We start from the raw sequence: 25,100 nt of genomic DNA on the forward strand, positions 1-25,100 counted from the left end.
TGAAATGTCGCGCTGCCCCAATCCGCCATTTGCGTACAGGGCAACCCACGAAGCAGCCGTCGTGAAGGAGGATGGAACGGTGGTCGGAGCGGCGGGATTCGAACCCACGACCCCTTGACCCCCAGTCAAGTGCGCTACCAGGCTGCGCTACGCTCCGTGCTGCCTCGGTATCCGGTTTGACCGCACCAGGCAAGCGGCGTCCAGGTCAGGCCTCGCGCTGCATCCACTTGATCAGCGCGCCGACTGGGACGACCCAGAGGAGCCCCGCCACGAAGTAGTACGCAAGTTGGGTCACGCCGTCGGTCCCCGGCAGGAGGCGCACCGCGAGGACCATCGCCGCGTGGGCGTAGACGATGAGGAACAGCACGGTGACCACCGTGCCCAAGAGCTTCTTCCAGCGAACGTCCATGCTTCCCCGTCAGCCGTGTGATCCCAGCGGCCAACGCAGGCGCGACATGATCGCCTGCGCTCAGGCTTCGTGTTTGGAGCCTGCAGGCCGCACCGCTAGATGTGCGCCATGGACACCGACGCTTCAATCGCCTGGTGGCTGCGCATCGTCGCGGCCTTCGTCGTCGCGACTCTCGTGGTGGGCGGTGCGACGCGTCTCACCGATTCCGGGTTGTCGATCACCGAGTGGCGACCGATCCTCGGCGTTGTGCCGCCGCTGACTGAGGCGGCCTGGCAGGAGGCGTTCGCGCTCTACCGGCAGATCCCGGAGTATCAGCTCGTCAACCGGGGCATGTCCCTCGCCGACTTCCAGGTGATCTACTGGTGGGAGTGGGCGCACCGCGCCGTCGCGCGCACCATCGGGCTGGCGTTCGCGTTGCCCCTGGCCTGGTTCTGGCTGCGCGGCCGGCTGCCGGACTGGTTCAAGCCGTGGGCGCTGGTGCTCCTGGCCCTCGGCGCACTGCAGGGCGCGGTGGGCTGGTGGATGGTGACGTCCGGCCTGACCGAGCGCGTCGACGTCAGCCAGTACCGCCTGGTGGTGCACCTGACGCTCGCCTGCGTCATCCTCGCACTCACCGTGTGGCTGTCGGTGCGCCTCGCCGGCCGCGCTGGCGGGGTTGAGGCGCCGACGCCCGTGCGACTCGGCGCTGTCATCCTGCCGTTCGCGATCCTGATCCAGATCGCCCTCGGGGGCCTGGTCGCCGGGATGGACGCAGGCCTTGCGTCCGACCAATGGCCGCTGATGGCGGGCGCGGTCGTCCCCGACGGGCTCCTCCTCCTCGACCCGTGGTGGGCCAACGCCTTCGAGAACCCGCTGACGGCGCAGTTCAACCACCGCCTGGCCGGCTACCTGCTGCTCGCGTTGGTGCTCTGGCACGCTGCCGCGGCGGTCCGCGCGTCGGCCGGTGCAGCGACCGCGGTCGGGCTCGCGGCGCTTGTCGTCGCCCAGGCCGCCATCGGCGTCGGCGTCGTCGTCTGGCGCGTGCCGTTGGAGCTCGCAGGGCTCCATCAGGTCATGGCCGCGGTCATCCTCTGGGTGGCGACGGCGCACGCAGCGCGTCTGGGGTACGTCCCCGCCACACGAGCCGTCTCCGCGCAGGTCGCGGCCGCTCACCGGGCCTGAGGCGGTGACCGGCAAGCTGCCCTCGCCCTGCATCGGCGTGTGCAAGTTCCGCCGCGAGGGCCACTGCATCGCCTGCTCGATGACGAAGCCGCAGAAGAAGCTGTTCAAGTCGCTGAAGGGCAAACACCGGCCGGCGTTCGTCGCAATGCTCCTGCGCCAGCAGGAGGCGCTGGGCGGCTACTCGTTCTGGCCGAGGAAGTACGCGAAGAAGTGCGCGCGCAAAGACGTCGCCCCGCCCGCCATGGACCGCGGCACGGCGTAAAGCGGCGTTGACCCGGAGCCCCGTCGGCGGCGCTCCGGGGCACGCGTCAGGCGGCCATCAGCGCCTGGTCGAGGTCGGCGATGATGTCCTCGATGTCCTCGATCCCGATGGACACGCGCACCACGTCCGGCCCCGCGCCGGCGGACTTCCTCTGCTCGTCGGCGAGCTGGCGGTGCGTCGTCGACGCCGGGTGGATGACGAGCGAGCGGGTGTCGCCGATGTTCGCGAGGTGCGAGAACATCTTGAGGTTCGACACCAGCGCCACGCCCGCGTCGTAGCCGCCGGTGAGGCCGAAGGTGAAGACCGCCCCCGCACCGTTCGGGCAGTACTTCTTGGCGAGGTTGTTGTAGCGGTCGCCGGGCAGCCCCGGATAGCTCACCCACGACACCTTCGGATGGTCGTTGAGGTACTGCGCGACGGCCAGCGCGTTCTCGCAGTGCCGCTGCATCCTCAGCGCCAGGGTCTCGATGCCGGTGAGCACCATGAACGCGTTCATCGGGGACAGCGCGGCGCCGAGGTCGCGCAGTCCGAGCACGCGGCAGGCGACGGCGAAGGCGAAGTTGCCGAACGTTTCGGCCAGCACCATGCCTTGATACTCGGGCCGTGGCTCGGACAGCATGGGGTAGCGCCTGTCCCCGGCCCACTGGAAGGAGCCGCCGTCGACGATCACCCCGGCGATGGAGTTGCCGTGCCCGCCGAGGAACTTCGTCGCCGAGTGCACGATGATGTCCGCGCCGTGCTCGAAGGGGCGCACGAGGTAGGGCGTCGCCATCGTCGAGTCGACGACGAACGGCACGTTCGCCTCCTTGGCGATGGCGGAGATCGCCTCAAGGTCCATTATGACGCCGCCGGGGTTGGCGATGGACTCGCAGAAGATCGCCTTCGTCTTGTCGGTGATCGCGGCCTTGAAGGACGAGGGGTCGTCCGCGTCCGCCCACTTCACGACCCAGCCGAAGTTCTTGTAGGCGTGGGTCATCTGGTTGATGGAGCCGCCGTAGAGCTTGTTGGAGGCGATGAGCTCGTCCCCCGGCTGCATCAGGGTGTGCATGACGAGGACCTGCGCGGCGTGGCCCGAGGCGGTGGACACGGCCGCCGTGCCCCCCTCCAGCGCGGCGACGCGCTCCTCCAGGACGGCGCAGGTCGGGTTGCCGATGCGCGTGTAGATGTTGCCGAACGCCTGCAGGCCGAAGAGCGAGGCCGCGTGGTCGACGCTGTCGAACACGAACGAGGTGGACTGGTAGATCGGCGTCGCCCGCGCGCCGGTCGTCGGATCGGGCTGCGCGCCGGCGTGGATCGCCCGCGTGTTGAAGCCGGGTTCGTGCGCGTCGGCCATGGTATCCTCCAACCTGTCGCAGGCTGCGGGTTGTCGGTCAGCCGCGCAGCGGCGTCAATCGCGAACGGCGCGCGGGCCTTGCGGCTCGCCGCCGCCCTTCTTGCCGCCCGCCCGCACGCTCTTGATGGCGTTGCCCGCCGCCTTCAGCGCGGCCTTGCCCTCGATCTTGCGCCTGAGCGGCCGCGTCCGCTTGAGCATCGTCGCCATGTTGCGACCGGCGCGCGTCTCCACGAACACGAAGCCACGGTCGAGGGCGCCGGAGCGCTCGCGCGCCTTCTTCACGTAGTACCGCGCAGTGGCTGAGACGGTGACGAGGATGACGACGCCGATCGCGATCAGCGGAACGCCGGTCGGCAGGGGGGTCGGTGCCGTGAGGAAGCCGATGATCACGCAAAGGCTCGCGATGACGATGACCGCTGCCTTGCGCACCCGGGTGGCCAAGAACTTCATGCGTGCCCTGCCGTCGCCGTCCGGCGCCTCGTGCAACTGCCGCTGACGAGCGGTGCGTCCGGTCGCGGTGCCGTCAGCCGTGCGCCTTGCGGAACACCATCACCTTAGACACGAACGCGGGCCAGCTGGCATCCAGCTCGAGGCCCGCCGACCGAAATAGCTGGTCCATGTCCTCCGTCAAGTACGAGCGGTAGTAGGGCTCGTAGAACAGCTGCGGAAACAGCTCGAGCAGCCCGTCGAGCTCCGGGGTGTCGCCGGTCTGCAGGCTGTCGATGATGACGAGCCTGCCGCCGGGCGCGACCACGCGGGCGAGCTCGGCTGCCACCTCGCGCCGCACCTTGGGTGGCAGCTCGTGGAACAGGTAGATGTTGGACACGACGTCGAAGGCGCCGGTCGCGAAGGGCAGCGCCTCTGCGGCGCCGACCACGGCGCCGGAGCCCGCGCGTGGCATGAGCTTCTCACGCGCCATCGCCACGTAAGGCTCCGACAAGTCGCTCGCCACGACCGGAAGCCGTGGGAAGGCGAGGCGCACGTCGCGCAGGAACGCGCCGGACCCCGACGCTACGTCGAGCATGCGCAGCTCGCGCTGGTCGCGCCCGCGCGCGAGCTCGGCGATGGGAACGAGTCCCTGCCGCCGCATCGCCGCCGCGGCGCCGAAGAACAGCGTCTCGACCTGGGTGTCGTAGAGCTTGGCCGACCCCTCGCTCATCCAGCCGTCGGTCTGGAAGTGGAAGTTCTGCATGTAGTAGCGCGGCCTGCGGCCCGCCTCACGGTCCACCTCCTGGTGAGACTGGGTGGCGCGGCGGCGCACGATGTTGGGCAGATCCTTGAGGTACATCTCGCGGCGCTCGAGGAGGCCCGGCAACCCGTCCGGCTCGTCCTCCGGCATCGGGTAGAGCCCGGCCTCTACGTTGGCGAGGTCGCGGGCGAGGAGGCTGCGCACGTGGCCGAGGAGGACGGCGCGGTTCGGGATCCCGCCCGGCGCCTCGATCCGCGGCGGCGCGATCCTCGGCAGGGTGCGCCCGACCCGGTTGCCGAGGCGCACGCCGGCGGCGTTCTGCGAGGCGTACCATCCGACCCGTGCCGCCTGCGTCACGCCGAAGCGTGCCCGCAGCGCCAGACGTTCCACCGGCGTCATTCGTCCCTCCGAAGCTCCGCGACCGCCTCGATATGGCCCGTGCCCACGAACTGATCGACTGGGGTGACCTGCGTGATTTTGTACCCCCCGGCGACGAGGTGGGCGAGGTCGCGGGCGAGCGTGCGCGGCTCGCACGACACCGCGACGATGCGCGGGACGGTCGAGTTGGCGAGGCCCTGCGCCAGCGCCTCCGCACCGGCTCGGGGGGGATCGAAGACGACCGCCTCGACGCCGTTGAGCTCGGCGAGGCTCAACGGGTCACGCATGAGGTTGCGTCGCGCGACCGTGAGCGGCCTGCGCCCCGAGGCGCGCGCCATCCCCGCCGCCAGCGCGTCAAGGGCCGGCCCGTCCGCGTCCACCGCCGTCACCCGCGCATGTGCGGTGATCGGCACGGCGAAGGTCCCGAGCCCGCAGAATGCATCGACGACACGTCCCGCCTCGCCGACCCCCGCGAGGACGAGGCGGGTGAGGGTGGCCTCGCCGGTGCGGCTCGGTTGCAGGAAGGCGCCCGGCGGGAACGGCACGTTTACGCCGTCGAAGCGCACCACGGGCGGCTCGCGCAACAGCGCGATGTCGCCGTCCACGGTGAGGCGCGCGATGGCCGGGTCGTCCACCGCCAACATGGGTGGCGCGGGGCGCGGCCTTCGCCCGCGGCCGGAGCGCGACGGCTGCAGCGTGGCGGCGACGTCGACGCCGTTGGCGCACAGCGTCGCAGTCAGCCGTGCGTGCCCCGCGTGGCGGGCGAGCGCGGCGCCGATCGCCCGGATCGCCGGCCAGGACGCCGCAAGGCTCGGATCGAGCGCGGGACAGGCGGCGACGTCCACCAAATCGTGCGAGCGGGCTGCGAGGTAGCCGACGAGCTCGCCGGACCGCCCGGCGGCCGCGGTCAGCGTCGCGCGGCGTCGGCTCGCGAAGGGCAGCCGCACCAGTGGGGCGAGCGGCGCCTCGAGGCCGCGACCGCGCAACGCCGTCGCCACCGCGCCCGACTTCTGCCGGGCGTAGGTCGCAGCGGGGCGGTCGAGCGCGCTGCATCCGCCGCACCGGCCGAACAGCGGGCACGCTCCGACCGGCAGGGCCTCGTCCGCCGGGCTCAGCGGCGCGCGGCGAGCACGAACTCGCGGTTGCCGTCCCCGCCGTTGATGGGCGAAGCGATGGGTGCCCGGACGGTGAGCCCCATCGTACCGACGAGCACCGCCACGCGCTCGACCGCCGCCGCCGCTGCCACGTTGTCGCGCACGATGCCGCCCTTGCCGACGTGGGCGCGTCCGACCTCGAACTGCGGCTTGACGAGCGCAACGAGCGTCATCGCCGAAGCCGCGGCGTCCACGACCGCAGGAAGGACGAGAGCGAGGGAGATGAAGCTGACGTCGACGACGACGACATCCGGTGCATAGGGCAGGTCGGCGGGCCGAAGGTGCCGCGCGTTGATGCCCTCCATCTGGACGACGCGGGGATCCTCGGCGAGCTGCTGCGCGAGTTGGCCTCGGCCGACGTCGAGTGCGATGACCGACCTCGCGCCACGCTCCAACAGGACCTCGGTGAAGCCGCCGGTAGAGGCGCCGACGTCGAGGGCGAGGCACCCCGCGACGTCGATGGCGAAGTGGTCGAGCGCGGCGGCGAGCTTGAGCGACCCGCGGCCGACCGTCGCTGCGCTGCTCGCCTCCAGCGCGGACGCATCGACCACGCGCAGGCCGGCGCGAGTGGCGACGATCCCGTCGACGCGCACCGCGCCGCGCAGGATCGCCTCGCGCGCCTGGCTGCGGGTGCGCGACAAGCCCCGCGCCACCAGCGCCTGGTCGAGCCGCATCACTGCCACGGGATGTTCTACAGGCACCAGTAGGCGCCGGCCTCGGTGAGTGCGGCGAACACGGCGTCGCCGGCGGCGAGCCAAAGCACGCCCCCCATCGCGAGGAGGAAGGCGGCGCCCGCGGCGATGGCGAGGCTCCCGCTCACGAGGGGATCAGCGCCTTCAGCTTGGCGACGGCGTCGGCCGTGGCCTCGTCCGCGAGCGCAGCGTCCTGCCGCGCGGCGAAGGACGTGAACGGGATGTAGCCCGCGTAGTCGCCGTCGGCGTCGAACAGCAGCGTGTCCGCGGTGTGGTTCAGCGTGTAGTCGCCGACCTTGAGGGGCACCTTCTCGTAGCGGATGGCGTAGCGCTCGGCGATCTCCTCGAGCGCCTCCTCGCTGGGCGGCGAAAGGCCCACGATGCGCTCGTCGAACGCGCCGACGTAGCGCTCCATCACCTGCGGCGTATCGCGCTCCGGGTCGACGGTGACGAAGAGCACGGCGACCTCGTCGGCGTCCTCGCCGAGCGCATCGAGCCAGGATTTCGCCTCGAGGAGTGCGGTCGGGCAGACGTCGGGGCACCGCGTGAAGCCGAAGAACATGGCGCGCGGCGTGCCCGCGAAGTCCGCCTCGGTGACCGTGCGCCCCTCGGTATCCGTCATGGTGAACGGGCCGCCGGCGTCCTCGTAGCCCGCGCGAACCAGCGCGGCACCGAGCGGCGCGTCGGCGACGAGCGTCTGGCCACCGGAGATCATGCGTCCGACCGTGACGCCGGCGACCACCGCTCCGAGCACCAGGACGAGTCCCCAAAGGACGAGCCGAACCGTCTTCACCGCAAGCTCCTCACGCGTCCACTCGGATCGAGATATCGGGTTCCTCGTCCGCGCTGTGAAGGGTGGTGGACGGGGCGGGATCCTCGACCGGTTCGGGCGGCGTCGCGGGGGCCGCGCCGCGCGGTGTCGGCAGCTCCATGGAACGGTCCTCCACCGAGGCGTGCTCCGGCGTGACCGCGCCGCCTACCGGCGCAGTGGACCAGTAGTCGAAGTCGGCCCGCATGGCCTCACCGGGCCGTGCACGCGCAAAGATGCGGAGCGCCACGAACAGGGCGAGGAGGCTCGATACCAGCGCGATGACCAGGAACAGCCCACCCGGTCCAAACCAGCTCATGGCCGGCGCTGCGAGGAGAGGGCCGACCATCGAACCGACTCCGAAGAGCACCAGCAGCGCTGCGCTCATGGGGACCATGTCCTCGGGACGGGTGCGATCGTAGGCGTGCGCGGCGGCGATGGAGTAGGTCGGCATGAGCACGAAGCCGACCGCGAGACCCAGGACCAACACGAGGGCTTGTGGCATGAGGGGCGCGGCGACGAGGATGAAGCTGACGACCGTGGTGAGTGCCACCGCGACGAGGAGGACGTAGCGTCGATCCATGAAGTCGGACACGCGGCCGAACGGGTACTGCCCGAGCGCACCGCCCAACATGCACGCCGAGACGAAGATGGCCGCCTCGTTGGCGCTGTAGCCGAGCTCGATGGCGAAGATCGTGCCAAGGGCGAAGATCGAGCCGATGGACAAGCCCGCCGCGAACGAGCCGATGCAGCCGGCCGGCGCGGTCCGCCAGATGCGCCGCGGCTCGTAGCGCACCACGGGGATCGGCGCCGGCTGGCTCGCCCGCGTCAGCACGACGGGGAGCGCGGCGAGCGACAGGATGATCGAGCAGAGCGCGAAGAGCGAGAACGATTCCAGCGGCTGCACCGACACGCCGAGCTGCCCGACGCTGATCGCCGCGTAGGTGATGACGATGTAGACGCTCATGACGATGCCGCGCGTGACGTTCGTCGCCTTCTCGTTGAGCCAGCTCTCGATCACGACGAGGAGCCCTGCGATGCAAAACCCCGTGGCGAGGCGGAACGCCATCCACGCGGCCTCCTCGAGCGCCAGCGGGAAGGCGAGGGCCGCCGCCGAGACGCAGGAGACCATGGCGGCGAAGGCTCTGATGTGGCCGACGCGCAGGATGACGTAGGGGGCGAGGAGGCAGCCTGCGACGAAGCCTGCGTAGTACGTCGAGCCGAGGAGGCCGATGGCGAAGCGTGAGAAGCCCTCGACGTCGGCGCGCAGGGGCACCAGCGTGACCTGCAGGCCGTAGCCGAGGTAGAGCAGGGCGATGCCGGCAAACAGCGCCGCCACCGGAGCAAGGGCGCTGCGCGCGCCGACCGTTTCGTTCGCCATGACTGCCGTCCGCCGGAAACTCACGCTCACGCTCATGAGGGATCAACCACACGGGGACGCTCGACGGTCAGTCGGCGTCCGTTGCCGGTCTCGACGACGCGCCATGACCGCGGCGTGGTGCGGCTAGAACGGCACATCGTCGTCGGCGTCGCCGTCGAGGGGCTCGGTGCCGCTCGGGGTTCCCCCGGACCTCAGCCGCACCTTCTCGACACGCATCTCCGCCCGCTTCAGGAGGTCGTCGCAGCGGGTTTTCAGCGCCTCGCCGCGCTCGTAGTACGCGATCGACTCCTCGAGCGGCACGTTGCCCTTCTCCAGCCGGTCGACGATCTCCTCGAGCTCGCCCATCGCAGCCTCGAAGGTCATCGCCTCAACGGGTGATTGTAGCTGCCCTTGCGTCTCGTCGTCCATGCCAAGTCCTCTTCGGCGCGAGTCCGACACTAGCCCAACGGCCGCGCCGAGGAACGTGCGGCCTACAAAGGTCCCCAAAAATCAGTGGGTCGCGAGCGTCGCGACGTGGGCGGCGACGCAGCGGCCGAGCGCGGACAAGTCGTATCCGCCCTCGAGGCAGGAGACCATGCGACCCTCGCAGGACGTTGTGGCGAGGTCCATCATCCGCTCGGTGATCCACACGAAGTCCTCGTCCGTCAGCAGCAGGCCGCCGAGCGGGTCGTGCGCGTGCGCGTCGAAGCCGGCGGACAGGATGAGGAGCTCCGGCGCGAACTCCGTCAGCGCCGGCATGACGGTGCCGTCGAACGCGGACCTGTAGGCGGGACCGCTCGTCCCCGGCGCCAGCGGCACGTTGAGGATGTTGCCGGCGCCGCGCTCGGAGGCCTCGCCGGTGCCGGGGTAGAGCGGGCTCTGGTGGGTCGACACGTAGAGCACCGACGGGTCGTCCCAGAAGGCGTCCTGCGTGCCGTTGCCGTGGTGGACGTCGAAGTCCACGATGGCGACGCGGCCGACGCCGTGCGCGCGCTGGGCGTGCCGGGCGGCGATCGCGACGTGGTTGATGAAGCAGAAGCCCATCGCGCGGCTACGCTCGGCGTGGTGCCCGGGCGGGCGCGCGGCGACGAAGGCGTTGGCTGCAGCGCCCGAAAGCACCGCGTCCACCGCCGCGATGGCGGAGCCGCTGGCAAGAAGCGCCGCGTCCATCGTCCGCGGCGCCATGGTCGTGTCGGCGTCGATGGCGATGTGGCCGGACGAGGGCACGGCCGCCAACAGCTTGTCCACATGGGAGGACGGGTGGACTGCGGTGATGGCGGCGTAGGACGCGGCTGCCGCGGTGCGGCGCGGGATGGCGGCGGTGCCGTCCCCGTCGAGCGCGGCAAGGACCGCCACGTGGCGCTCGGCGCGCTCCGGATGACCGCGCGGCGTGGCGTGCTCGGCGAACAGCGGGTCGATGTAGATGAGCGTCACGGGGACCTCCAGGCGGCGCAGACAGCGAGGCACCGGCCTCAGTCGCGCGGTGCCGCGGCGCGACGGAGCCGATCGCGGATCGTCGTCCCGATCCCCTCGTTCACCACCGGCGACACGGCGATGACCTCGACCCCGGTTGCATCGAGCCGGCGCAGCCCCTCGTAGAGACCCCGTGCCGCCTCGTCGAGGTCGTTCGTCCGGGACAGGCGAACCGTATGCTCCTCTGCCGCCGCCGAGCGCGCCTCGCCAAGCGCGAGCCACCCCTCATCCGGACGCACCTCCTGTGGTGCGACGTCTAGCCGCAGGCGAGCGCGCGGCGCGTAGTGCGAGGCGAGGAGGCCGGGCGCGCGCAGCGCCCCCCCGGATGCATCGTGGTCGCGGAGCGGCCCGACCCTGGCCTCGATCGCGCGCCGATCCATGGCGCCCGGCCGCAGCAGCGTCGGCCGCCCGGTGAGGTCGACGACGGTGGACTCGACGCCGAGTGCCGTGGGTCCACCGTCGATGATGAGGTCGATGCGGCCGTCGAGCTCCTCGGCGACTGCGGCGGCGGTTGTGGAGGAAACCCGCCCCGAGCGGTTCGCGCTCGGCGCGACGAGGGGGCCGAACGCCGCTGCGACGGCGCGGAACAGCGGCGTTGCCGGCACGCGGACGGCGACCGTCGCACCCCCCGCCAACGCCGCCGGTGCGACGATGCCCGGCCGCGCCGGCAGGACGACGGTGAGCGGCCCCGGCCACAGTGTCGCGAGGGCACGTGCGGCCTCGACGTCGGCGAACGGCGCTGCATCGTCGAGGCACGCCACGTGGACGATGAGCGGGTTGTGCGCCGGCCGACCCTTCGCCGCGTAGAGCCTGGCGACCGCCGCGCTCGACCGGGCGTCCGCGGCGAGCCCGTAGACCGTCTCCGTGGGCAGCGCGACGAGGCCCCCGGCGGCGAGCACGTCGAGGGCCGCGCCCGCCGCCACGTCCTGCGGCTCCGCGGCGACGGTGCGCGTCGCCGTGCGCGCTCCCGTGGCAGGTGTGTCCGCGACCCCTATTGTCATGGGGAACAGCATAGGGGGAGTTGGGATGACGTACACCGCCGCCGTCGACGAGCTCGTGTTCACCTTGGAGACCGTCGCCGGGCTGTCCGCGGCGCGGGACGCGGGCGCCGTCGAGGGGCTCGGCGCGGACGACGTGCGCGCGATCCTCACCGAGGCGGCGCGGTTCGCCGAGGACGCGCTCGCCCCGCTGAACAGCGTGGGCGACCGCAACCACCCCGTGCGCGAGGGCGCGACCGTCACCACGCCCCCCGGCTGGCGTGAGGCCTACCGCGCCTGGGTGGACGGCGGCTGGGGCTCGCTCACCGGCGAGGAGGCATGGGGCGGGCAAGCCCTGCCCATGGCGCTGCAGGTCGCGCTCACCGACATCTTCAACCAGGCGAACGCGGCGTTCGCGCTCAACCCGCTCCTCACCATCGGCGCGGTGGAGGCGATCCAGGCCCACGCCACGGACGAGCTCAAGGCGCGCTACCTGCCCAAGATGATCTCCGGCGAGTGGTCCGGCACGATGAACCTCACCGAGCCCCAGTCGGGCTCCGACCTCGGCGACCTGAAGACGAAGGCCGAGCCCGACGGCGACCGGTTCCGCCTGTTCGGGCAGAAGATCTACATCACCTACGGCGAGCACGACCTCACCGACAACATCATCCACCTCGTCCTCGCTCGCCTGCCGGACGCGCCGGAGGGGACGCGCGGCATCTCCCTGTTCCTCGTGCCGAAGGTGCTCGTGAACGAGGACGGCTCGCTCGGCGCGCGCAACGACGTCGAGGTGGTCGGCCTCGAGCACAAGCTCGGGATCAACGGGTCGCCCACCTGCACGATGGCCTACGGCGCGGGGGGCGAGGGGGCGGTGGGCTGGCTCGTCGGCGAGCCGAACCGGGGGCTCGCGGCGATGTTCACGATGATGAACAACGCGCGCGTCCAGGTGGGGATGCAGGGCGCGGCCATCGCCGAGCGGGCCACGCAGCAGGCGCTGGCCTACGCGTTCGAGCGCCGGCAGGGCCGTGCCGGCTCCTGGAGCGAGGGGGGGATGGCGCCCATCGCGCACCACCCGGACGTCAAGCGCATGCTCCTCACATGCCAAGCGTTCACCCGGGCGGCCCGCGCGATCTGCTACGCCTGCGCCGTCGCCATCGACCGCGGCCGGCCAGGCAAGCCCGACGCCGCGTTCTGGAAGTCACGCGCGGACCTGTTGACCCCGGTCGCCAAGGCGTTCGCCACCGACGTGGGCGTCGAGGTCGCCTCCCTGGGCGTCCAGGTCCACGGCGGTATGGGCTTCATCGAGGAGACCGGCGCCGCGCAGCACTACCGCGACGCCCGCATCTTCCCGATCTACGAGGGGACGAACGGCATCCAGGCCATCGACCTCGTCCGCCGCAAGATCGTGATGGAGGACGGCGCGGCGCTCGCCGCCTACCTCGGCGAGCTGCGCGAGGTGGCCGACGCGGCGCGCGGCGCCAACGAGCTGCAGCTCGCCGGCGCGGCGCGACGGCTCGACGAGGCGATCGACGCGGTGGAGCGCGCCGCCGACGCGCTGCGCGGCGCCCTGGCGTCCGGGGAGGTGGACCGCGCGCTCGCCGGCGCGAGCCCGTTCCTCCGCGCGCTGGGGCTCACCGCGGGCGGCGCCTACCTCGTCACGTCCGCGCTGCAGTCGAACGGGTCGGCCGAGGCGCGGGCCGGCCTCGCCCGCTTCTTCGCCGATGCGCAGGTGTCGACGGTCCCGGCGCTGGCGATCAGCGCGGTGGACGGCGCGGCCGACGTCCTCGCTGCGACGCCGGAGCGTCTCGCGGGCTGACGGATCGACGCCGGGACGCCGCGCCGGGGCACGGCGTCCCTTTTCTCAGCCGTCGCCACGGCGGGTCGCTGGCTCAGCTCGCCATCGTCCCGTCCGGGTTGAGGTCGACCCAGCGCCGCTCGGCGGCCGAGCGGTAGATCGCCTCGATGAGGCGCACGTCGCGCAGGCCCATCTCGCCCGGCGTCTTGATGGGCGTGTCCTCGGTGATCGCCTGGCAGAAGTGGTCCACCTCGGCCGGGAACTGCGTGATCGACTGGCCCGCGGCCAGCGTGTGCGAGCCCTCCGCCCGGTGCACCATCAGACGGTTCCCCTCGTAGGACGTCGCCGGATCGAGCTCCGCAGTGGCCTCCGAGCCGATCAGCGCGAACCTGTTCTCCGACGCGATGTAGCCCGACGAGATGTCCGCGCGACGGCCGGATGGGAAGATCATCTGCGCCTGCGCGATCGCCTCCACCTCGCCGAAGCGCGGATCGCCCGGCGGCGCGAAGGTGTTCGCCACCAGCCGCGACGGCGTCTCGCCGAAAAAGTCGATGATGCCGTTCAGCGCGTAGATGCCGATGTCGGGCAGCGAGCCGCCGCCGGCGAGGTCCTTCAGCATGCGCCACTGGTCGCGCGGCATGGAGGGGTCGAGCGGCCGGTGATGGCTCGAGGTCGCGTACCACACCTCGCCGAGCGCGCCGCCGTCGATGAGGGCCTTGGCCGCCACGTTGTGCGGCTCGAAGTGCGCGCGGTAGGCGATCATCAGCTTGCGGTCCGCCGCACGGGCGGCGTCGATGATGCGCTGGCACTCCGCCGGGGAGTTCGCCATCGGCTTCTCGCACATGACGTGCTTGCCGGCCTCGAAGGCGCGCACCGCGTTCTCCGCGTGCAGGCCATTCGGCGTGATGACGTAGACGACCGCGATGCGCTCGTCCTCGGCGAGGCCCTCCATCGCGTAGTCGTAGATCGCGTCGCCCGTCACGCCGTAGCGCTCGGCGACCGACAGCGCCTTGTCGCGGTTGCCGGAGATCAGCCCAGCCAGCTTGGCGCGCGAGGAGCGGCCGATCGCCGGGATCATCCGGTTCTGCGCGAAGTTGCCGACGCCGCAGATCGCCCAGCCGAGGCGCTCGGAGGGCGGCAGCGGCGGGTCGATGGTGAGCGCCGGCATGGGGCGGCCGACCGGCCGGTTCGGGATGTCCCCTACCGGCACCTCGGCGCCGTTGCCGAGCTGGGCGAGCGCCGGGCCCGCGAGGGTGGCGCCCGCGCCGACCGCGGTCGCCTTCAGGAACGTGCGGCGTGTGCTCGTGGCCATGAGCCCTCCTCATCGTTGCGATCGACGGGGCAACGTCGCCTGCAATGGCCCGTTCCTGGCGCTGCGCGCGGCCGCCGCAGCCGGTCAGTCCTCGTAGACGGTGAGGCGGCGCACCTCGTCCTCGGCGATGTCGATGACGAGGTTGTCGCCCTCGATGGTCACGTCGTTGAGGTCGACGAGGCGCGGCACGTCGTGGTCGAACAGGAAGCCCGGCCCGTCGAACTCCACCACGATCATCGTCGCGGTGTTCTCGTTGGGGCCGAGCACCTTCTCGATCTCGCCGACGTCCTCACCGTTGCGGTCGACGATGTCGTAGTCGTCGAGGGCGTAGACGGGCAGGTTGAGCCGCGGCAGCACGAAGTCCTCGTCGATCTCGACCAGCTCGCTGAAGTCGACGTCGGGCACCGCGCCGGCCGGGGTGTCGATGACGACGTTGTCCTCGCGATCGGCCTCGCGCGCGTCCGCCCCCTCCTCGATGATGACGACGTTCGGCGCGGTCTCCTCGGGCTCCTCGCGCTCGATGACGACCTGGGCGAGCGCCCCGCCTGCCGCGAGCGGGACGAGGAGCGCGGCGATCGAGGCTGTGCGCGCGAGGCGCCGGATCGGGGAGTGGGGATCGGTCATGGCAAGCTCCTTGGGTTCGTTCCATCGTTCGTTGGGAGAACGCCGAAGCATCGCCCGCTGTTCGCTTTTCAGCTCCAAGGCCGCGCGGATGCATCTGTGCCGCGCGCGCACGGCGCTGGCGCACGTCGGCGCAACATGGCACTAGGGCGCCGTCCCCTGATGCATCGGCCGCCCATGACCACCGCACCCCGCGCGCTGCGCAACGTCGCGATCATCGCGCACGTCGACCACGGCAAGACCACGCTGATCGACGTGCTCCTGCGCCAGTCCGGCGCGTTCCGCGAGAACCAGCGCGTCGCCGAGCGCGCCATGGATTCCAACGTGCTCGAGAAGGAGCGCGGGATCACCATCCTCGCCAAGGTGACGTCGGTGGAGTGGCAGAGCGAGGCGAGCGTGCCGACGCGCATCAACATCGTCGATACCCCCGGTCATGCCGACTTCGGTGGTGAGGTGGAGCGCATCCTCAACATGGTCGATGGCGCGGTGGTCCTCGTGGACGCCGCCGAGGGGCCGATGCCGCAGACCAAGTTCGTCGTCGGCAAGGCGCTCAAGATGGGGCTTCGGCCGATCGTCGCGGTCAACAAGATCGACAAGGCCGAGGAACGCCACACCGAGGTCGTCAACGAGGTGTTCGACCTGTTCGACGCGCTCGGCGCGACCGACGCGCAGCTCGACTTCCCCATCGTGTACGGTTCGGCCAAGCAGGGCTGGATGGCCGCGACGCCCGAGGCCGGCGCCTCCGAAACGATGGCGCCGCTCCTCGACCTCATCGTCGCGCACGTGCCGGCTCCGACGGTGCACGCCGGTGAGTTCGCCATGCTCGCCACCACCATCGAGGCGGACCCCTTCCTCGGGCGGATCCTGACCGGCCGGATCACGTCCGGCACCGTGCGACCGAACCAGACGGTCAAGGCGCTGTCGCGCGACGGCGCCCTCGTGGAGCAGGGCCGCGTGTCCAAGGTGCTTGCCTTCCGCGGGCTGGAGCGTGCGCCCATCGAGGAGGGCCGCGCCGGCGACATCGTGGCGCTCGCCGGGCTGGTGAAGGCGACCGTCGCCGACACCCTCGCTGCCCCCTCCGTCACCGAGCCGATCCCGGCCCAGCCGATCGACCCGCCGACGCTCGCGATGACCTTCCGGGTCAACGATTCGCCGCTCGCCGGCACCGAGGGCGACAAGGTTCAGTCCCGCGTCATCCGCGACCGCCTGCTGCGCGAGGCGGAGGGCAACGTCGCGCTGCGCATCACCGAGACGGAGGCCGGCGAGGCCTACCAGGTGGCGGGCCGTGGCGAGCTGCAGCTCGGCATCCTCATCGAGACGATGCGACGGGAGGGCTTTGAGATCGGCGTCTCGCGCCCCCAGGTCGTCATGCGCCAGGCCGAGGACGGAGCGACGCTGGAGCCCATCGAGGAGGTCACCATCGACGTCGACGACGAGCATTCCGGCACGGTCATCTCCAAGCTGTCGGAGCGCAAGGCCGACCTCGTGGAGATGATCCCCTCCGGCGCGGGCCGCACGCGCATCGTCCTGCATGCGCCGACAAGAGGGCTGATCGGCTACCAGGGCGAGCTGTTGTCCGACACGCGTGGCAGCGGCATCCTGAACCGCGTGTTCCACGACTACGTGCCGCACAAGGGGCCGATCCCCATGCGCCACACCGGCGTGCTCATCTCCAACGGGGACGGCGAGTCCGTCGCCTACGCCATGTGGAACCTCGAGGACCGCGGCCCGATGTTCATCGACCCCGGCGTCAAGGTCTACCGCGGCATGATCATCGGCGAGCACACCCGCGGCAACGACCTCGAGGTCAACGTGCTGAAGGGCAAGCAGCTCACCAACATCCGCTCCGCCGGCAAGGACGACGCCGTGAAGCTGACGCCGCCCATCCGCATGAGCCTGGAGCGGGCGCTCGCCTACATCACCGATGCCGAGCTCGTGGAGGTGACGCCGCAGAACGTGCGCCTGCGCAAGGTCCACCTCGACCCCAACGAGCGCAAGAAGGCCGAGCGACGCACCGAGGACGCCTGAGCTTTCCCGCACGACCGATGTGCACTATGACGCACGAAATCGGACCGGAGCACGTGCTGGTTGAAGGTGGCGGCACGGTCTGGCCGACAAGGTTGGATCGGATCCGCCAACCCATACAAAAGGAGACGACCCTGATGCGTCAGATCATGCGCCTCCTCGCCGTGGCGGGGCTCGCAGTTGCAGCCGGGACCGCGAGCGCTCAGTTCCCGCCGCCCCACGCCGAAGACCGCGCGTGGCTCCTTCAGGCCGCCGCCTTCGCTGCGTCCCAGGTGGCGATCAACGAGCTTGCCGTCGAGAAGGCGGGGGCGGAGCCAGTCCAGGCGCTCGCGAGCGACCTCCTGGAGCACTACCGCACCACGCTCGACGCGGTTGAAGAGCTCGCCGACGCCCGCGACGTCGAGCTGGTCACTGCGCTCGACCCGGTGACGCAGCAGCGGCTGGACGAGCTGGAAGGCCTGTCGGGCGCGGCGTTCGACGCGTCCTATCTCGCCGGCGAAGAGCCAGCGCTCTACACCGAGCAGTGGGTCCACCGCCGCACCGCGCGTCATGCCACCGAGGCGCCCATCGTGCAGGCGGCCGAGGCGGCCGCCGCGCCGGCGGAAGCGCGCTGGGAGCGCACGCTCGACCTCGCCACGCCGCGGGAGGACGACCTTCCCCCCGGACCGCACCCGGACGACAGCTCCCTGCTGACGTTCACGATGAACCTCGACCTCGCCCAGGTGGCGCTGGGCGAGATGGTGCTCGACCGCGCGCAGGACGAGCGCGTCCGCGCGTTTGCTCAGAAGATGGTGCGGGATCACGGCGCCTCCTACGACGCGCTGGCCGAGATCGCGCGATCCAAGGATGTGGCTCCCCTCGAGCAGCCCGGACCGCTCGAGCGCGCCGTGCTGGAGCGGTTGCAGGCAATGCCGGACGAGCTCCTCGACCTCGCCTACATGCAGACGCAGGTGGTCTTCCACGACAACTGGTACAAGCGGATCGAGTACACCGCCCACAACGGGACCGATCCCGCGATCGTGGCCGCAGCCGAGGATGGCTTCAAGACCGGAATGGCGCACCACGACGTGGCGTATTGAGATCGTGACCGACCTCTCCGACTGATCCCGCGGCAGCGGCACGCTCAGCCGGCGGCCATCCAGCGCTCGGCCGCTGCGATCTCGTTGCCCAGCGCGCTGAAGCGCAGCGCCGTGCGGGCAAGGTGCGGGCTGTGACGTTCGAGGTGCGACCAGGCGGCACCGAAGCTGTGTGATCTGTCGAGATGGATGACCTCTGCGGGCGGCACGGCGAAGCGCCGGGCCAGCGATGCGAGGGAGGCGCCGCGCAACGTCAGCTCGCGGCAACGCGCGCGTGCAGCGGCGCGGCGCACCATCGCCCCGAACGGTTCCAGCGCGCGGTCGGCGACGGGATCGACCTCGGTCGCTCGTTCCGCCAGCGTCGTCGCCATCCCGTAGGGCGTGCGGCCGACGGTGCGCGCCGATGTGAGGACGCGCATGTCCGACTTCCGGACGATGCGGAACCCCGCTGCGACGCACCGGCCCACGAGGTCGCCATCCTCGCCGAACGGCAGCGCCGTGAAGCCCCCCACCGCGTCGTAGGTCCTGCGTCGCACGGCAAGGGCCGCGCCCCCGGTCTGGTCGTGCTCGTCACCCTGACACTGCTCGGGGTCGATCCGGGCGGCGACCGCACGGCAAAGCCCGCCATAGATCGCCTCATGCCTCGCCCACGGCGAGAGGAGCGTCAGGCCGGCCTCGTCGGCGTCCGACAGCGCGGCCAGCCCGCAGACCGCGTCGGCGTGCCTCAGGTGGGCGAGGGCGGCGGAGACGAAGCGGTGGTCGAGCACGCAGTCGGCGTCGGTGAACAGGATCGCAGCGTTGGGCGCCAGGGGACGCGCCGCCTCGGCGCCCAGCCGACGAGCCGCGCCGACACCGCCCTCGCCGACCGCCGCGTCGAGGATGATGTGGGGCAGGCGTGCGCCGCGTAGCGCCGCGACGGCGAGCGCGAAGGTCGCATCGCGCGAGCCGTTGACCACGATGACGGTGAGGAAGGGCGCTGCACCCTGCTGCGCCGCCAGCGAGGCGACCAGCGCGCCGATGCCTTCCGCCTCATCGCGCGCCGGCACGACGATCGCCGCAGCGAACCGCGTCGCCCCGAAGAGGTCGATGGCGACCGCATCGAGCGGGACGAGCGGCGTCACCGCTGGGCCGCGACGAAGCGGTCGATGCGGTAGGCGTCGGTCATCGCGACCGGTTCATGACCGAACGTCGGTGTGAGGGCGGCAGCTGCGATCGCCACCGCCGCGTCGCCGGTCAGGCCGGTCTCGCACGGCCGGTAGTGCACCGCGAGGACTTCGGCGCCGGGCCAACGGCCGGCGATCTCGCGGGTGAGGGTCCCGATGCCGTCCGCGTCCAGGAAGTAGAGGATCTCCGACAGGACGACCGCGTCGAACGCACCGTCCGGCAGCGGCCCCGGCAGGTAGGCCTCGACGAACTCCCCGTCGGGCACGGCGCGGCGCGCCTCGTCCAGCGCGCTCGCCACCGCATCGAGGCCGACGTAGCGCTCGCAGCGCCGGCGCAGGAGCCGGCCGAGCTCGCCGTTGCCGCAGCCGACCTCCAGGATGGCGCCGTACGTCGGCCGGGCGAGCGCCTCGAGGGTGGCGACGAACTTTGCCCTCTCGTAGGGCGAGGTGCGGAACTGCCACGGGTCCGGCGAGGTGGCGTAGATCGCCGTGAGGTCGGTCAGGCTTGCCGCGCTCACGCCGGCACCTCGAAGAGGACGTCGTCGGAGGCCATCAGCGCATCGACCATCGCGGCCGGCAGCGTGAAGCCGGTGGGGTCGTCCGTCACCACGAGGCCGAGCTGGCTGCGGTGCGCCGCGAGCGCGTGCGCGCGGACCGTGCGCCAGCGTCCCGACGGCAGGCGGACTCCGGCGAGCGGGGCAAGGGACGACAGGTCGGCGTCAGCCCGCCAGCGCGCCCACACCGCGTAGAGGTAGAGCGCAAGGCCGGGCACCCTGCGCTGGACGGCGCGCGCGAGCGCCTCCGTCGCGACGTGGTCGCAGTGCGGGTCGGCGGCGCTGGTGGCGACGAGCGTCGTGGCGCCGAGGCGCTCGCAAAGGGTGGCGACGGCGCCGACCAGCGCGTCGGCATCGCAAGGCGCGGGGACGGCACAGTCCGGGCAGCCGAGCCGCGTCACGTCGCGCGGGGTGCCGCCGAGCCGTCGTACCGCCTCGTCGAGCTCTGCGGCGCGCACCGCCGCCAGGCGCTCCGCGGGGTAGCGACGCGAGGCGGGGTGGGAGCGTGCGCCGTCGGTGACGCATACGACGTGGGCACCGGCCCCTGCGAACGCCTCAGCGAGGAGCGCGCCGCAGCCGAGTGTCTCGTCGTCAGGATGCGGCGCGAGCACCACGACCGGCCGACCGGCGGCGATGGCCGCGGCGGAGGTCGGCCGCGCCGCCGCGGCGAGGGCGTCGAAGCTCACAACTCGGCAAGCCGCATGTCGCCCATCAGCATGTGGGCCGCGGCGCGCTGGAGCAGCGCGTCCGGCATCGCCTGACGCATGTACGTGGACAGGTCGCGGGCGATGCGCCCGGTGCGGGCACCATCCGCGAAGTGCTCGAGGCCGACGGAGCGCTCCACCGCAGCGATCGCCTCCATGCCCACCTCCTCGGCCATGAGGCGCGCCGCGACGGACAGGGCGACGGCGCGCTCCGGCGCGCGCGCCCCCTCATCCCCCTCGGCGCAGGCGGCGGCGCGCACGGTGGCCTCGCGCACGGCGGCAGCGCGCCACACGACGGGGCCGAGCCGCGCGAGCTGCGCCGGGTGGTCCAGTCGGCCGCGTTCGGCGAGCGTCGCGCGGACCGCCTCCATGAGGGCGAACACGCCGCCAAGCGTCACCGCCGCGATGCGCCAGACCCCGCCGAGGAAGGTCGGCTCGACGGTGTAGACGTCCGGCGGCCCGACGAACGACAGCCGGTCGTGACCCATCCCGTCGAACACGTAGGTGCCGGAGGCGGTCGCCCGCATCCCTGCCATGGCCCAGGCGGCCGCGTCGGCGCGGGCGGGATCGCCGACGTCGGCGAGAACGAGCTGGCAGGCCTCGCCGTCGCGGCAAGGCGCCAGCGCGTGGGTGACCACACCGAGGCCCGACGCGTAGCGCTTGACGCCGGCCAACGCGTTCGCCGACGGGTCCCAGGCGAGCGGCCGGTCGCCGTCGGCGCCCCAGACGCCCACCACCGCGCCCGCATGGATCGCGTCGGCCAGGAGTTGACGCACGGCATCATCGGCGTGGCGCAGCACGAGGCCGACGGCGTTGACGTGCCCCTCGAAGATGCGAGCGAGCGACAGGTTCGCCTCGCCGAGCGCGACGAACGCGTCGACGCCGTCGCGCGCCGTCACACCACCGCGCCCGAGGCCGACCCCGCAATAGGTCCTTGGCAACGCCTTCACGAACCAGCCCGCCCCAGCGAGGAGCGTCAGGGAACGGGACATCGTCCCAGTGCGGTCCTCCTCGTCGGCCGCGTCGGCGAGGGCGGTCCGCAAGGGGAGCGGGAGGCGGCCTGCCGTCGGTGCCGGAGGTTCTTGCATGAGGGTTGTCACTGGAACGCCGTCCATCGCCACCGGGCCGCCTCCCCCGACGGCGCCAGTGCCGCCGCGTCTGAAGGCAACGGAGCGATCCGTGGTGGCGTTCCGGGGCGGCAGAGGACATTCCCACGCACCCCTCGTCCCGCTTACCAAGTCGCCTGACGCTCGCGGCCCGCGCGTGCGGGCCGCCTTGACGCTCGCGGCCCGCGCGTGCCGTATGTCGCAGCGCAACATGGAGGCCGCCCTGAAGACCACACCGTCCCCCGGCACCGGCGCTGCCGTCCGGTTCGACGCCGTGCAGAAGAGCTACGACGGCGAGACGCTCGTGGTGAAGGACCTCAACCTCGACATCGAACCGGGCGAGTTCCTGACGATGCTCGGGCCCTCCGGCTCGGGCAAGACGACGTGCCTCATGATGCTCGCCGGGTTCGAGCCCCCCACCCACGGCGAGATCTTCCTCGACGGTCGGCCCATCGGGCAGTTGCCACCGCACAAGCGCGGCATCGGCATGGTGTTCCAGAACTACGCGCTGTTCCCGCACATGACGGTGGGGGAGAACCTCGCCTACCCGCTGAGGGTGCGCGGCATGGCCCGGTCCGAGATCAGGGAACGGGTGGAGCGCGCGCTCGCCATGGTGGAGCTCTCCGGCTTCAGCGGGCGGCGGCCGGCGCAGCTCTCCGGCGGGCAGCAGCAGCGCGTCGCGGTCGCCCGCGCGCTCGTGTTCGAGCCGAACCTCGTCCTCATGGACGAGCCGCTGGGCGCCCTCGACAAGCAGCTGCGCGAGCAGATGCAGTACGAGATCAAGCACATCCACGAGAACCTCGGCGTCACCGTCGTCTACGTGACGCACGACCAGACCGAGGCGCTCACGATGTCGGACCGCGTGGCGGTGTTCAACGACGGCATCATCCAGCAGCTGTCGCCGCCGGCCGAGCTTTACGAGCACCCGGCGAACTCGTTCGTCGCGCAGTTCATCGGCGAGAACAACAAGCTGTCGGGCCGCGTGTCGCGCCTCGAGGGGGGCACCTGCGAGGTCACGCTCGACACCGGCGCCACGGTGCGCGCCCATCCGGTGAACGTGGAAGGGGAGGGCGCGCGCACGACGCTGTCGCTGCGGCCCGAGAGGGTGACATTGGGCGGCGAGGGGGACACGGTGCTGAACGGCCGTGTGGAGGAACTCATCTACCTCGGGGAGACACTGCGCGCCCGCCTAACGGTGGAGGGGAACGACCACTTCATCGTCAAGGTGCCGAACCGCAGCGGACGTGCGGATCTTGCCGAGGGCGCCAGCGTCGCCGTCGGCTGGGCGGCAAGCGACTGCCACGCGCTCGACCCCGTCCCGGCCTAACTGTGCGAGCGAGCGCCATGAGGAGGGCGCTCCTGCCGCTCCCAGCCGGACCGCGGATGCGCGTCGCCGTGCGAGGGGCGAAGGTCTGGGTGCGTGCGGGCGCGCCCGGGGTCAGTCGGGGACTTCGCGGAGGGACCGCATCGGCGGGGCGGACGGGTCCAGCCGCGTTGCGGGCGGTCCGCGCGCGGCAAGGTCTTCCCAGCGACGGGGACGCGTGCGAGCCCGCGTCCCACTCAACCGTGCTTGGCAGCAAGGTTCCCGGTGTGGCGCAGGACGAGCGCACCGCGCCGCCAGCGCGCCAGCGCGCGCACGGTCAGCCCTTCCCCCGCTCGCAGGAGGTGCATCCGCAACGCACCGACGTCAGCCTGCCCCATGTCCTCCGACAGTCGCCGCTCGACGACGCGCAGCGCCGCGGCGAGGGCGTCGCACACGGCGAGCCCCGCGGCGACGAGTTGGAAGGCTGCTCCTGAGCGCCGTCGATGCTCGTGCGGATCGCCCAATCGCCCCGGCCCTGCACGCGGCGGTGGCCGCTTGGGCGAGCCCACAGCAGACGAGGAGGGCGAACGGGCGGTCGCGGCCGCCGCCGGTGAGCCCTGGCAAAAGGCCAACTTCGCCGTGGCGCGCCGCCTCGATGGGGACGCCCACGGGGCGGTCGCGAGGGCCGAGCGCCGCCGTCTCAACTTGGAACACGGTCGTTCCTCCGCCGTCCGTTCAACGGAGCGCAGCATGATGCGCGCGACCGGTCGCGCGGTCGACCAAGCCACGACGCGCAGTGAGGCTCGCCATGAACGCAGCGCTGGGTCGCGGTGAACGGGCGATGACGGACGCCGAAGCGGGTCGCCGCCCACCGACGCGTTCGGCTTGTCGGCGGTCGCAACGCCGGGCTACGATAGCGCCTCATCGACGTCTTCAACGAACGCGCGGCGAGGCGGCATGATGTTTGCTCACTTCGATGCGTAGGCAACCGAGCGGCAGCCCCTTGGCATTGCACTCGTGTGCTGTGTCGCTGATGCTCGACGTCGAAGAAGAATGTTCAGGGGAGAGCCAACTTGATCAGAACGTTTGTCATGACCACCGCGGTGTCCGCGCTCGTGCTCGGCAGCGCCGTTGCACAGGACGACCCGTTGAACGTCGTCTCGTGGGGTGGTGCGTACTCCGAAAGCCAGCGCAAGGCCTACCACGAACCGTTCACCGAACAGACCGGGACGCGCATCCTCGAGGAGGACAAGTCCAACCAGGCGCTCGCGGGGATCAGGTCGCAGGTGGAGGCCGGCAACGTCTCCTGGGACGTCGTCGACATGCTCCAATCCGACGCACAGCGCGCCTGTGACGAGGGGCTCCTCCTCGAGATCGAGCACGACGAGATGCTCTCGCCAGCGCCTGACGGCACGCCCGCGTCCGAGGACTTCATCGAAAACACGCTCGGCGACTGCTTCGTGCCGACGATCCTCTACTCGACGCTGTTCGCCTACAACGAGGAGGCCTTCCCAGAGGGCGGCCCGCAGAGCGTGGCGGACGTGTGGGACACCGAGCGCTTCCCCGGCACCCGTGCGCTCGAGAAGATCCCCCAGAAGAACCTCGAATGGGCGCTCATCGCGGACGGCGTCGCGCCTGACGAGGTCTACGACGAACTCGCCACCCAGGAAGGCCAGGACCGCGCCTTCGCCAAGCTCGATGAGCTGAAGGACAACATCATCTGGTGGGACGCCGGCGCGCAGCCGCCGCAGCTCTTGGCCGACGGTGAGGCGACCATCGCGAGCGCCTACAACGGGCGCATCTTCAACGCGCAGGTCAACGAGGACCAGCCCTTCGAGATCATCTGGGACGCCGCGATGTTCGAGGCGGACGGCTACGTGATCCCCGTCGACAATCCCCAGGAGCAGGCGGCCAAGGAGTTCCTGCGCTTCGCCACCGACACCCAGCGCCTCGCCGACCAGGCGAAGTACATCGCCTATGCGCCGGCGCGTCAGTCCTCGACGCCGCTCGTCTCAACGCACGCCGAGACGGGCGTCGACATGAAGCCGCACATGCCGACCGAACCCTCGAACTTCGAGGACGCGATCCGCTTCAACGTCGAGTTCTGGGCCGACTATGGCGACGCGCTGGAGGAGCGCTTCAACGCCTGGCTGTCGTCGTAGGTTGCAGTCCCGTTGCCTGCCGGCGCTTGCCCGCCGGCGGGCTTCTCGCAAGGACCTGCCTTGAGCGCCCTTCTCACCCAGGC

General features: G+C 71.4%; 26 protein-coding genes and 1 tRNA gene. 7 read left to right on the top strand and 20 right to left on the bottom strand.

Annotated elements, in window-relative coordinates; all coding sequences use genetic code 11:
• Positions 1-80: 80 nt before the first annotated feature.
• Positions 81-157: transfer RNA gene (locus ACOOE8_RS14505), tRNA-Pro, on the bottom strand.
• A 48-nt stretch (positions 158-205) separates the two neighbouring features.
• Positions 206-409, bottom strand: a complete 204-nt coding sequence (locus tag ACOOE8_RS14510; protein ID WP_420392143.1) for a DUF2842 domain-containing protein — start codon at positions 407-409, stop codon at positions 206-208.
• Between the two features lie 108 nt (positions 410-517).
• Here ACOOE8_RS14510 and ACOOE8_RS14515 point away from each other — a divergent pair, with 108 nt between their 5' ends.
• Complete coding sequence (locus tag ACOOE8_RS14515; RefSeq protein ID WP_420392144.1) at positions 518-1,570, top strand: COX15/CtaA family protein; 1,053 nt, start codon at positions 518-520, stop codon at positions 1,568-1,570.
• A gap of 4 nt (positions 1,571-1,574) precedes the next feature.
• Entirely contained in the window at positions 1,575-1,832 is a 258-nt protein-coding gene (locus ACOOE8_RS14520) for a DUF1289 domain-containing protein (RefSeq protein ID WP_420392145.1), read from the top strand.
• Positions 1,833-1,878: 46 nt separating this feature from the next.
• On the opposite strand, the gene ACOOE8_RS14525 is transcribed toward ACOOE8_RS14520, so the two are convergent.
• The 11 genes from ACOOE8_RS14525 to ACOOE8_RS14575 all read right to left on the bottom strand — a co-directional run bounded on the left by ACOOE8_RS14525 (position 1,879) and on the right by ACOOE8_RS14575 (position 11,220).
• Positions 1,879-3,165, bottom strand: coding sequence for an O-acetylhomoserine aminocarboxypropyltransferase (locus tag ACOOE8_RS14525; RefSeq protein ID WP_420392146.1), 1,287 nt, complete (start codon positions 3,163-3,165; stop codon positions 1,879-1,881).
• Positions 3,166-3,219: 54 nt separating this feature from the next.
• The gene (locus ACOOE8_RS14530) at positions 3,220-3,615 is read right to left on the bottom strand and encodes a hypothetical protein (RefSeq protein ID WP_420392147.1); all 396 of its coding nucleotides are present in this window, start codon (positions 3,613-3,615) and stop codon (positions 3,220-3,222) included.
• Positions 3,616-3,688: 73 nt separating this feature from the next.
• Complete coding sequence (locus tag ACOOE8_RS14535; protein ID WP_420392148.1) at positions 3,689-4,753, bottom strand: class I SAM-dependent methyltransferase; 1,065 nt, start codon at positions 4,751-4,753, stop codon at positions 3,689-3,691.
• Positions 4,750-5,730, bottom strand: coding sequence for a class I SAM-dependent RNA methyltransferase (locus ACOOE8_RS14540; protein WP_420392149.1), 981 nt, complete (start codon positions 5,728-5,730; stop codon positions 4,750-4,752). The genes ACOOE8_RS14535 and ACOOE8_RS14540 overlap by 4 nt, the downstream gene beginning before the upstream one ends.
• Before the next feature lie 113 nt (positions 5,731-5,843).
• A complete protein-coding gene (locus tag ACOOE8_RS14545) occupies positions 5,844-6,560 on the bottom strand; it encodes a TlyA family RNA methyltransferase (RefSeq protein ID WP_420394721.1) in 717 nt (238 codons plus the stop codon).
• 17 nt (positions 6,561-6,577) lie between these two features.
• Positions 6,578-6,706 carry a hypothetical protein gene (locus tag ACOOE8_RS14550; protein WP_420392150.1) on the bottom strand — a complete coding sequence of 43 codons (129 nt, stop codon included), beginning with the start codon at positions 6,704-6,706 and terminating at the stop codon, positions 6,578-6,580.
• A complete protein-coding gene (locus ACOOE8_RS14555) occupies positions 6,703-7,371 on the bottom strand; it encodes an SCO family protein (RefSeq protein ID WP_420392151.1) in 669 nt (222 codons plus the stop codon). The genes ACOOE8_RS14550 and ACOOE8_RS14555 overlap by 4 nt, the downstream gene beginning before the upstream one ends.
• A gap of 10 nt (positions 7,372-7,381) precedes the next feature.
• Positions 7,382-8,767, bottom strand: coding sequence for an MFS transporter (locus ACOOE8_RS14560; protein WP_420392152.1), 1,386 nt, complete (start codon positions 8,765-8,767; stop codon positions 7,382-7,384).
• Between the two features lie 123 nt (positions 8,768-8,890).
• Complete coding sequence (locus ACOOE8_RS14565; RefSeq protein WP_420392153.1) at positions 8,891-9,175, bottom strand: exodeoxyribonuclease VII small subunit; 285 nt, start codon at positions 9,173-9,175, stop codon at positions 8,891-8,893.
• 81 nt (positions 9,176-9,256) lie between these two features.
• The gene (locus ACOOE8_RS14570; RefSeq protein ID WP_420392154.1) at positions 9,257-10,180 is read right to left on the bottom strand and encodes a histone deacetylase family protein; all 924 of its coding nucleotides are present in this window, start codon (positions 10,178-10,180) and stop codon (positions 9,257-9,259) included.
• A gap of 38 nt (positions 10,181-10,218) precedes the next feature.
• The gene (locus ACOOE8_RS14575; RefSeq protein WP_420392155.1) at positions 10,219-11,220 is read right to left on the bottom strand and encodes an L-threonylcarbamoyladenylate synthase; all 1,002 of its coding nucleotides are present in this window, start codon (positions 11,218-11,220) and stop codon (positions 10,219-10,221) included.
• Between the two features lie 25 nt (positions 11,221-11,245).
• On the opposite strand from ACOOE8_RS14575, the gene ACOOE8_RS14580 reads away from it, so the two are divergent.
• The gene (locus ACOOE8_RS14580) at positions 11,246-13,012 is read left to right on the top strand and encodes an acyl-CoA dehydrogenase (RefSeq protein ID WP_420392156.1); all 1,767 of its coding nucleotides are present in this window, start codon (positions 11,246-11,248) and stop codon (positions 13,010-13,012) included.
• A 73-nt stretch (positions 13,013-13,085) separates the two neighbouring features.
• Here the strand turns inward: ACOOE8_RS14580 and ACOOE8_RS14585 are convergent, their stop codons facing one another.
• Both ACOOE8_RS14585 and ACOOE8_RS14590 read right to left on the bottom strand, forming a co-directional pair.
• A complete protein-coding gene (locus ACOOE8_RS14585; protein ID WP_420392157.1) occupies positions 13,086-14,303 on the bottom strand; it encodes a Gfo/Idh/MocA family protein in 1,218 nt (405 codons plus the stop codon).
• Positions 14,304-14,387: 84 nt separating this feature from the next.
• Positions 14,388-14,927: a PRC-barrel domain-containing protein gene (locus ACOOE8_RS14590; RefSeq protein ID WP_420392158.1), complete on the bottom strand. Its 540-nt coding sequence runs from the start codon at positions 14,925-14,927 to the stop codon at positions 14,388-14,390.
• Positions 14,928-15,101: 174 nt separating this feature from the next.
• Here ACOOE8_RS14590 and typA point away from each other — a divergent pair, with 174 nt between their 5' ends.
• The gene (gene typA, locus ACOOE8_RS14595; RefSeq protein WP_420392159.1) at positions 15,102-16,952 is read left to right on the top strand and encodes a translational GTPase TypA; all 1,851 of its coding nucleotides are present in this window, start codon (positions 15,102-15,104) and stop codon (positions 16,950-16,952) included.
• Positions 16,953-17,086: 134 nt separating this feature from the next.
• On the top strand, positions 17,087-18,028 hold the full coding sequence (locus ACOOE8_RS14600; RefSeq protein ID WP_420392160.1) for a DUF4142 domain-containing protein: 942 nt from the start codon (positions 17,087-17,089) through the stop codon (positions 18,026-18,028).
• A gap of 44 nt (positions 18,029-18,072) precedes the next feature.
• Here ACOOE8_RS14600 and ACOOE8_RS14605 read toward each other — a convergent pair whose 3' ends face one another.
• From ACOOE8_RS14605 to ACOOE8_RS14620, 4 genes are read right to left on the bottom strand one after another with little or no spacing between them, the layout of a single operon-like run.
• Positions 18,073-19,146: a glycosyltransferase gene (locus tag ACOOE8_RS14605; RefSeq protein WP_420392161.1), complete on the bottom strand. Its 1,074-nt coding sequence runs from the start codon at positions 19,144-19,146 to the stop codon at positions 18,073-18,075.
• Entirely contained in the window at positions 19,143-19,706 is a 564-nt protein-coding gene (locus tag ACOOE8_RS14610; RefSeq protein WP_420392162.1) for a class I SAM-dependent methyltransferase, read from the bottom strand. The genes ACOOE8_RS14605 and ACOOE8_RS14610 overlap by 4 nt, the downstream gene beginning before the upstream one ends.
• On the bottom strand, positions 19,703-20,428 hold the full coding sequence (locus ACOOE8_RS14615) for a PIG-L deacetylase family protein (RefSeq protein ID WP_420392163.1): 726 nt from the start codon (positions 20,426-20,428) through the stop codon (positions 19,703-19,705). Before ACOOE8_RS14615 ends, ACOOE8_RS14610 begins: the two co-directional genes overlap by 4 nt.
• Positions 20,425-21,438 carry an acyl-CoA dehydrogenase gene (locus ACOOE8_RS14620; protein WP_420392164.1) on the bottom strand — a complete coding sequence of 338 codons (1,014 nt, stop codon included), beginning with the start codon at positions 21,436-21,438 and terminating at the stop codon, positions 20,425-20,427. The genes ACOOE8_RS14615 and ACOOE8_RS14620 overlap by 4 nt, the downstream gene beginning before the upstream one ends.
• 325 nt (positions 21,439-21,763) lie before the next feature.
• Between ACOOE8_RS14620 and ACOOE8_RS14625 the strand changes: the two genes are divergently transcribed.
• A complete protein-coding gene (locus ACOOE8_RS14625; RefSeq protein WP_420392165.1) occupies positions 21,764-22,879 on the top strand; it encodes an ABC transporter ATP-binding protein in 1,116 nt (371 codons plus the stop codon).
• Positions 22,880-23,112: 233 nt separating this feature from the next.
• On the opposite strand, the gene ACOOE8_RS14630 is transcribed toward ACOOE8_RS14625, so the two are convergent.
• Entirely contained in the window at positions 23,113-23,379 is a 267-nt protein-coding gene (locus ACOOE8_RS14630) for a hypothetical protein (protein WP_420392166.1), read from the bottom strand.
• Positions 23,380-23,928: 549 nt separating this feature from the next.
• Between ACOOE8_RS14630 and ACOOE8_RS14635 the strand changes: the two genes are divergently transcribed.
• Positions 23,929-25,017 carry an ABC transporter substrate-binding protein gene (locus ACOOE8_RS14635; protein WP_420392167.1) on the top strand — a complete coding sequence of 363 codons (1,089 nt, stop codon included), beginning with the start codon at positions 23,929-23,931 and terminating at the stop codon, positions 25,015-25,017.
• Positions 25,018-25,100: the final 83 nt, after the last annotated feature.

The sequence above is a fragment of the Acuticoccus sp. genome (genome assembly GCF_965213555.1).
In the GTDB taxonomy this organism is placed as follows: domain Bacteria; phylum Pseudomonadota; class Alphaproteobacteria; order Rhizobiales; family Amorphaceae; genus Acuticoccus.

What these genes read in the sequence shown, in the direction of transcription:
- ACOOE8_RS14510 (WP_420392143.1), bottom strand. Translation starts at nt 409, where the DNA reads ATGGACGTTCGCTGGAAGAAGCTCTTGGGCACGGTGGTCACCGTGCTG.
- ACOOE8_RS14515 (WP_420392144.1), top strand. Translation starts at nt 518, where the DNA reads ATGGACACCGACGCTTCAATCGCCTGGTGGCTGCGCATCGTCGCGGCC.
- ACOOE8_RS14525 (WP_420392146.1), bottom strand. Translation starts at nt 3,165, where the DNA reads ATGGCCGACGCGCACGAACCCGGCTTCAACACGCGGGCGATCCACGCC.
- ACOOE8_RS14530 (WP_420392147.1), bottom strand. Translation starts at nt 3,615, where the DNA reads ATGAAGTTCTTGGCCACCCGGGTGCGCAAGGCAGCGGTCATCGTCATC.
- ACOOE8_RS14535 (WP_420392148.1), bottom strand. Translation starts at nt 4,753, where the DNA reads ATGACGCCGGTGGAACGTCTGGCGCTGCGGGCACGCTTCGGCGTGACG.
- ACOOE8_RS14545 (WP_420394721.1), bottom strand. Translation starts at nt 6,560, where the DNA reads ATGCGGCTCGACCAGGCGCTGGTGGCGCGGGGCTTGTCGCGCACCCGC.
- ACOOE8_RS14560 (WP_420392152.1), bottom strand. Translation starts at nt 8,767, where the DNA reads ATGGCGAACGAAACGGTCGGCGCGCGCAGCGCCCTTGCTCCGGTGGCG.
- ACOOE8_RS14565 (WP_420392153.1), bottom strand. Translation starts at nt 9,175, where the DNA reads ATGGACGACGAGACGCAAGGGCAGCTACAATCACCCGTTGAGGCGATG.
- ACOOE8_RS14575 (WP_420392155.1), bottom strand. Translation starts at nt 11,220, where the DNA reads ATGACAATAGGGGTCGCGGACACACCTGCCACGGGAGCGCGCACGGCG.
- ACOOE8_RS14580 (WP_420392156.1), top strand. Translation starts at nt 11,246, where the DNA reads ATGACGTACACCGCCGCCGTCGACGAGCTCGTGTTCACCTTGGAGACC.
- ACOOE8_RS14585 (WP_420392157.1), bottom strand. Translation starts at nt 14,303, where the DNA reads ATGGCCACGAGCACACGCCGCACGTTCCTGAAGGCGACCGCGGTCGGC.
- ACOOE8_RS14590 (WP_420392158.1), bottom strand. Translation starts at nt 14,927, where the DNA reads ATGACCGATCCCCACTCCCCGATCCGGCGCCTCGCGCGCACAGCCTCG.
- typA (WP_420392159.1), top strand. Translation starts at nt 15,102, where the DNA reads ATGACCACCGCACCCCGCGCGCTGCGCAACGTCGCGATCATCGCGCAC.
- ACOOE8_RS14600 (WP_420392160.1), top strand. Translation starts at nt 17,087, where the DNA reads ATGCGTCAGATCATGCGCCTCCTCGCCGTGGCGGGGCTCGCAGTTGCA.
- ACOOE8_RS14620 (WP_420392164.1), bottom strand. Translation starts at nt 21,438, where the DNA reads ATGTCCCGTTCCCTGACGCTCCTCGCTGGGGCGGGCTGGTTCGTGAAG.
- ACOOE8_RS14625 (WP_420392165.1), top strand. Translation starts at nt 21,764, where the DNA reads ATGGAGGCCGCCCTGAAGACCACACCGTCCCCCGGCACCGGCGCTGCC.